8 protein-coding genes are annotated in these 6,233 nt (G+C 63.6%); 1 reads left to right on the top strand and 7 read right to left on the bottom strand.

Going from position 1 to position 6,233, the window contains the following annotated elements:
* On the bottom strand, positions 1-193 hold a 193-nt coding region (locus ACK5IR_RS09845), incomplete at its 3' end, for a LysR family transcriptional regulator (RefSeq protein WP_416928380.1).
* Positions 194-298: 105 nt separating this feature from the next.
* Here ACK5IR_RS09845 and ACK5IR_RS09840 point away from each other — a divergent pair.
* Entirely contained in the window at positions 299-481 is a 183-nt protein-coding gene (locus ACK5IR_RS09840; protein ID WP_416928378.1) for a hypothetical protein, read from the top strand.
* 72 nt (positions 482-553) lie between these two features.
* On the opposite strand, the gene phbB is transcribed toward ACK5IR_RS09840, so the two are convergent.
* The 6 genes from phbB to ACK5IR_RS09810 all read right to left on the bottom strand — a co-directional run.
* Positions 554-1,279, bottom strand: coding sequence for an acetoacetyl-CoA reductase (gene phbB / locus ACK5IR_RS09835; protein ID WP_416928376.1), 726 nt, complete (start codon positions 1,277-1,279; stop codon positions 554-556).
* A gap of 167 nt (positions 1,280-1,446) precedes the next feature.
* Positions 1,447-2,622, bottom strand: a complete 1,176-nt coding sequence (locus tag ACK5IR_RS09830) for an acetyl-CoA C-acetyltransferase (protein ID WP_416928374.1) — start codon at positions 2,620-2,622, stop codon at positions 1,447-1,449.
* A 221-nt stretch (positions 2,623-2,843) separates the two neighbouring features.
* On the bottom strand, positions 2,844-3,680 hold the full coding sequence (locus tag ACK5IR_RS09825; protein ID WP_416928372.1) for an EAL domain-containing protein: 837 nt from the start codon (positions 3,678-3,680) through the stop codon (positions 2,844-2,846).
* A gap of 193 nt (positions 3,681-3,873) precedes the next feature.
* The gene (locus ACK5IR_RS09820) at positions 3,874-4,770 is read right to left on the bottom strand and encodes a GntR family transcriptional regulator (protein ID WP_416928370.1); all 897 of its coding nucleotides are present in this window, start codon (positions 4,768-4,770) and stop codon (positions 3,874-3,876) included.
* Positions 4,771-4,810: 40 nt separating this feature from the next.
* A complete protein-coding gene (locus ACK5IR_RS09815; protein WP_416928368.1) occupies positions 4,811-5,482 on the bottom strand; it encodes an RraA family protein in 672 nt (223 codons plus the stop codon).
* A gap of 11 nt (positions 5,483-5,493) precedes the next feature.
* A partial coding sequence (locus ACK5IR_RS09810; RefSeq protein WP_416928366.1) for an SDR family NAD(P)-dependent oxidoreductase occupies positions 5,494-6,233 on the bottom strand: 740 nt, incomplete at its 5' end.

Below are 6,233 nucleotides of genomic sequence, written 5' to 3'. Positions count from 1 at the left end.
CGGTCAGTTCCACTGTCCGATTCAGCCGGCGAAACACCGGCTGCCCCAGATGCTCCTCGAGCGACTTGATCTGAAACGACAGCGCCGCCGGCGTTACATGCAGCTCTTCCGCAGCCTTGGCGAACGACATGTGCCGCGCGGCCGCCTCGAAGGCGCGCAGGGCGGTCAGGGGTGGAGGGCGGTTGTTTGACATCAAAATTTTCTTGATCGGCTTTCGTAAATATCTCGTTTGTACTGGTCAAATCTCTCAGTAATACTGGATTTGATCAAGTAATTATTGATTTCGGAGATACCCGGAATGTTCGAAGCCACAACACGGACAGCAACGCGCGCCGCCATCGGGATGGCGCATCTGGAGCGCGCCCGCGCCTTCACCGGGTTCCTGGCGTGGCTTGCCCGGCCATTGCGTACCAGTCACCCGCCGCAGGTCGGTGCCCGACGGTGGCGCCCGTCGCCGCAGGTCTTTCCCGCCGACGGGTGATTACGCAAAGCCCCCGCCGACAGGTGCGGCGGGGGCGACAGTCCGGAAACCCCGGCGAGTGGCGCGGTCCGGTCAGCTGAAGAACTGGCCGCCGTTGGCCGAGATCGTCGCACCGGTGATGAACCCGGCGTCTTCCGAAGCAAGAAAGAGCACACAGCGTGCGACCTCTTCGGGCTCACCAAGGCGGCCCACCGGGATCTGCGGAATGATCCGTTCGTTCAACACCTTCTCGTCGATCGCGCGAACCATCTCGGTTGCGATATAGCCCGGACAGATGGCGTTCACGGTAACGCCGACGCGCGCGCATTCCTGCGCCAGCGCCCGGGTAAAGCCGATATCCCCTGCCTTGGACGCCGAATAGTTCGTCTGCCCGGCCTGCCCCTTCTGGCCGTTGACGGAACTGATGTTGATGATTCGGCCCCACTTGCGCTCGCGCATGCCGGGATAGACCGGGTGCGTCATGTTGAACATGCCGTTGAGATTGGTGTTGATCACATCGTTCCACTGATCCGGCCGCATGCGGTGGAACATGGCATCGCGAGTGATCCCGGCATTGTTGACCAGAACGTCGACCGGGCCGAGGTCGTCCTCGACCAGCTTTATGCCGTTCACGCAGGCGTCGTAGTCGGCAACCGACCATTTGTAGGTCTTGATGCCGGTTTCCTCGGAGAATTTGGCCGCCGCTTCGTCGTTTCCGGCGTAGTTCGCGGCGACTTCGAAACCAGCCGCTTTCAGTTCCTTCGAAATTGCGGCCCCGATCCCGCGGGTTCCCCCGGTAACAATTGCAACTCTTGCCATGGTATCCCTCCAGCTTTGCCCGGGCCTCCGGCAACTCCGCTACGTTTGCTGCCGCTCCCTGCGCAACAATCTTGCGCGGATGGCGCGCCGCATCAAGCCTGTTGTTTGTTTCTCCGAAAAAAGGGGCGCCGGTCAGGCGCCCCGCGTTGTGCCGGCCCCTTCCGGTCTTAGGGGCGTTCAAGACAGAGGGCAACCCCCATGCCGCCGCCGATGCACAGCGTGGCAAGCCCGCGCCGGGCGTTCCGGCGCTTCATCTCGAAAAGAAGCGTGTTCAGGATACGTGCACCCGAAGCGCCGATCGGATGGCCGATGGCGATGGCGCCGCCGTTCACGTTGACGATTGCCGGATCCCAGCCCATGTCCTTGTTGACCGCGCAGGCCTGGGCGGCGAAAGCCTCGTTGGCCTCGACCAGATCGAGATCGGCGACCGTCCAGCCCGCCTTGTCGAGCGCCTTGCGCGACGCATAGATCGGGCCGACACCCATGATCGACGGATCGAGCCCGGCGGTGGCATAGGAGGCGATGCGGGCCAGTGGCTCGATGCCGCGCCGCTCGGCCTCGTCGGCGCTCATGCACAGCACCGCCGCCGCGCCGTCGTTGATGCCGCTGGCATTGCCCGCCGTCACCGTGCCGTCCCTGGTGAAGGCCGGGCGAAGCTTCTGCATCGCCTCGATCGTCGCGCCCAGGCGGATATACTCGTCGCGGTCGATCACGATGTCGCCCTTGCGGGTCCGGACAGTGAAGGGAACGATCTCGTCGGCGAACCTGCCCGCCTTCTGGGCCGCCTCGGCCTTGTTCTGCGAGGCGACGGCGAATTCGTCCTGCATGTCGCGGCTGATCTCCCACTGCGCGGCGACGTTCTCGGCGGTCTGCCCCATGTGGTAGTTGTTGAAGGCGTCCCACAGCCCGTCGCGGATCATCGTGTCGACGAACTTCATGTCGCCCATCTTGTGACCCTGCCGCAGGTTGGCCCCATGCGGGCTGAGCGACATGTTCTCCTGCCCGCCTGCGGCGACGATCGACGCATCGCCGAGCATGATGTTCTGCGCCGCCAGCGCCACCGCGCGCAGGCCAGAGCCGCACACCTGATTGAGCGACCAGGCCGAGCTTTCCCTGGGGAAGCCGGCGTTGATATGCGCCTGGCGGGCGGGATTTTGCCCCTGCGCAGCAGTCAGCACCTGGCCGAGAATGGTCTCGGACACTTCCGAAGGATCGACGCCCGCCCGTTCGACAACCGCCTTCAGCACCGTGGCGCCCAGGTCAGATGCAGGCGTGTTGGCAAATGACCCGAGAAAACTGCCGACGGCGGTCCGGCCAGCCGAGGCGATAACGACATTGGTCATGGTAACTCCTGTTCAGGTTCCATCAGATCACATTGGGCGCACCGGCCATCGCGGCCGTTCGCGCGGCGCCCAAAAATGTCTGTTCTGATTAGGGGGCGGGGTTTGCGCTTGCAAGGGGAAGGTTCCCCGGGGTCCGCCGGACAAAGCCCCGTCCGGCGGACGGGTTCGGGCCTCCAGCCTGGCGCAGGCAAAACCCGATGGTCGCAAACCCGAAGGTGTTGTCAGCCCGCGTTCCGCATCGCCGCGGGACAATCGCTCCACTGCGGGCGGATCGTCGGCATACCAAAATGGTAGCCCTGAAGACAATCTATGCCAATTCCGGACAGACAGCGCGCCTCTTCGGCTTCCTCGACGGCTTCGGCAACGGTCATCATCTCGAACTGTCCGGCAACCGAGACCAGCGCCTGCACCAGAACCTGGTTGGTGCGGTTGCGGTGGATGCCGGTCGTCAGTTCTCCCGTTATCTTCAGGAAGTCGAACTCGAACCTGCTGAGATGAAGGAACGAGGCATGGCCCGCCCCGAAATCATCGAGCGCGAAACTGATCCCCCGCCGCCGCAGATCCGCCATGAAGGCGCGCGTTTCGGCGGGCAGCAGGATGGGGGAGCTTTCGGTGATCTCGACAATCAGGCGCTCCGCGATTGTCGGCGCGCCGGCCAGCCCCGCCTCGAGAGTCGACAGCCAGCGCGGATGACCGATGGACCGTGGAGAAAGGTTTATGGCAAGCCTGAGATCCGGCGCCGCCGAAAGCGCTTCAAGCCCCTTTTCGAGCGCCAGACAATCGAGCATCCGGCCCATCGGCAACCGTTCGCAGGGCTCGATGAACTGGCCGGCGGGAATGATCCGGCCCGTATCGTCGATCACCCGCAACAGCCCCTCGAAGAACGCGGGCCGGTCGGGCCGGCGCGCATCGACAACGGGCTGATAGGCCAGCAGCACATCCCTGCGGTCGAGCGCCCGGCGCACGGTTGCAAGAATGTTGCCCTCCTCCCGGCGGCAACCGCCGGAAAGATCGCCCGATCCATCGCTCCCGAACGAAACCTCAGCCTGGCGGTACATGGCCTGCTCCCGGAAATTCCTGCACCCATTTGGCGTGCCAATTCTAAACAACTTGCTAATTTCCCTGGCATTGATGATGCGACCGTCCCGGTATTGTTGCAGAATTCAGAGCTGATCGCGGGTTTTGGGCCAGTTGTTGAACTGTAGCGCCTGACCAGGGCTGACGTGGGACGGGGACCACGTCAGTTTCATGTCATTCCTCCCACTGCACCGAAGCGAGCAACGTGCGACGCGCCGAGTCGAGGTGCGCCTTGAACGCTTCGGCGGCAGCGTTCATATCACCCCGTTCCACCGCTTCGATCACCGCAAGGTGTTCCTGCGCCGCGACAAGGTTGCGCTCAACCTCGTCGACCTTGTTCCAGCGATAGTGGAAGTGAAAGATCATGCGGACGATCTGGTGGAAATCATCGGCGAACCGGTTTCCGAGCTCGCCGAGAAACACCCGGTGAAAGCGATCGTCGAGGCGCGGAAACCGCAGGTAGCGACGCTCGGTATCGGCGGATAGCTCGATATGCTCCTGCTTCAGTTCCAGAAGCGCCAGATGGGCGGGGCTGCCGGGCGCTGCGCTTGCAAACCGCTCCAGTGCACGAAGCTCGAACATCTCGCGCACGTCGAACAATTCTATGGCGTAACTGCGAGTGAAGCCGCGCAGAACCCAGTGCCGGTTCGGTTTTTTCTCGATCAGACCGTAGCGGGCGAAATCTATCATGAACTCGTGTACGGCGGCGGCGCTGGTTCCGAAGGCGCGTGCCAGTTCACTTTCGCGCAGGATGCTGCCGGGAGCCAGATCGCCGCCAAGCACATATTCCATGAAGGCTATTTCGACCTTCTCGACCGGGGTCTGCGTTTCGGCTCGTTCGAAATAGTCCGACTTCCGGGGGAGCCTGCGTATCGTCTTGCGGCGCCCCTCCCATTCGATCAGCCCCTTGGTGTCCAGCCGTTCCAGTACCGAGCGGACGGTGGTTCGCGACGTACCCAGCCGGCTGGCAATCTCCATTTCCGGCGGCAACCGGCCCTCGACTCCGAGTTCGTCCATGATATCGAGAAAACGGTTGTAGGTTTCCTTGTAGACAGCGTTGCTGCGCGACACCTGACTTCCAATCTCCACTTCAGGGGCGCGGGAGCGGTCACTACATGACACCAAACTCGTCAAAAGCCTGCCGCGCCGTCATTCCGTCACGGATCGCCATCGCGACCGCATTCTCGGTTCCGGCCTTTTCGATCGCGCGTTCGATCGCCTCCGCCTCGACCGCCTGCGGGATCACGAGACATCCCTCGTCGTCGCAGAACATCATATCGCCGGGGCGAATGTCCACCTGTCCGATGCGCAGCGGCACGCGGTAATCGAGCACCTTGCCACGCACACCCTGATCCTGCGCATAGACGCCGCGCGAGAAAACCGGAAAGCCGAGCCGGCGGATCTCGGCGGTGTCGCGGACATGTCCGTTCAGAACCGCACCCGCCGCCTTCAGATGCAGCGCCCGCGTCGACATCAGCCCGCCCCACATCGCGTAATCGAGCGAGGAGCCGCTGGCGACATAAATCTCGCCGGGCTTCAGGTCGTCGAGCGCCTCGAACATCACGCCGAACGCCTTGTCCGACAGCGGGCCACGCGAGCCGCCCTCGGGGTAATTGGCCTCCAGCACCGGCATTGCCCTGCCGGCGATGCGGGTCCCCGGTGTCAGGGGAAGAATACCCTGAGGCAGGAACTGGTGGCGAAAACCCATCACATCGAGCACGTCGCCGACCACGGCGGTGAAAAGCCTGTCGCGCACCAATGCGAACTTCTCGGAATCTGTCATGGGATCCTCTTTCAAAATCCGGTTGCACCGCCGCCATCGACCAGAATCACCTGTCCGGTGATATAGGAGGCCGCAGGCGAGACGAGGAAAGCGCAGGCATTGCCGATCTCCCCGGGCAGGCCGAGCCGGCCCATCGGAATACGCCCCAGAATCTTGTGCTGGCGCGGAAGATCGCCCGCCGTGGCCTGCCGGTAGAGTTCGGTATCGATCCATCCTGGCGCCACGGCGTTGACCCGTATGTCGCGCCTGGCCAGTTCGGCCGACAGCCCCCGCACCAACCCGGAGATGGCGGATTTTGCGGTTGTATATCCCAGCACCAGCGGCTGGCCGATGAAGGCCGTCATCGACGAGATGAACAGGATGCTCGCCGGCCGGCCACCGAAATCCTGCCGCGCGAACTGGCGCGAAAGCTCGACCGCACCGCGGACATGGACATCGACCACCCGGTCGAAATCGGCCAGATCCGATTCGACGAACGGTTTCTTGACCGTGTTGCCGGCGTTGTTGACAAGAATGTCGATCTGTCCGGCCCGCCCGGCAATATCGGCGAAGACCCCTGCAATGGTGCCCGTTTGGGCGAGATCGAGCGGCACCGACAGCGCGCCCTCCGGCAACCCCGCCACGGCAGCATCGAGCACCGCCTTCCGCCGGCCGGCAATGACGACGCGCGCGCCCGAAGCGGCAAGCGCGCGCGCGATGGCCAGCCCAATCCCGCTGCCGCCGCCCGTGATCAGGGCTGTGCGCCCGCACA

This window comes from Tropicimonas sp., assembly GCF_047971885.1.
In the GTDB taxonomy this organism is placed as follows: domain Bacteria; phylum Pseudomonadota; class Alphaproteobacteria; order Rhodobacterales; family Rhodobacteraceae; genus Tropicimonas.
This window is presented reverse-complemented; position numbering and strand designations above follow the sequence as displayed.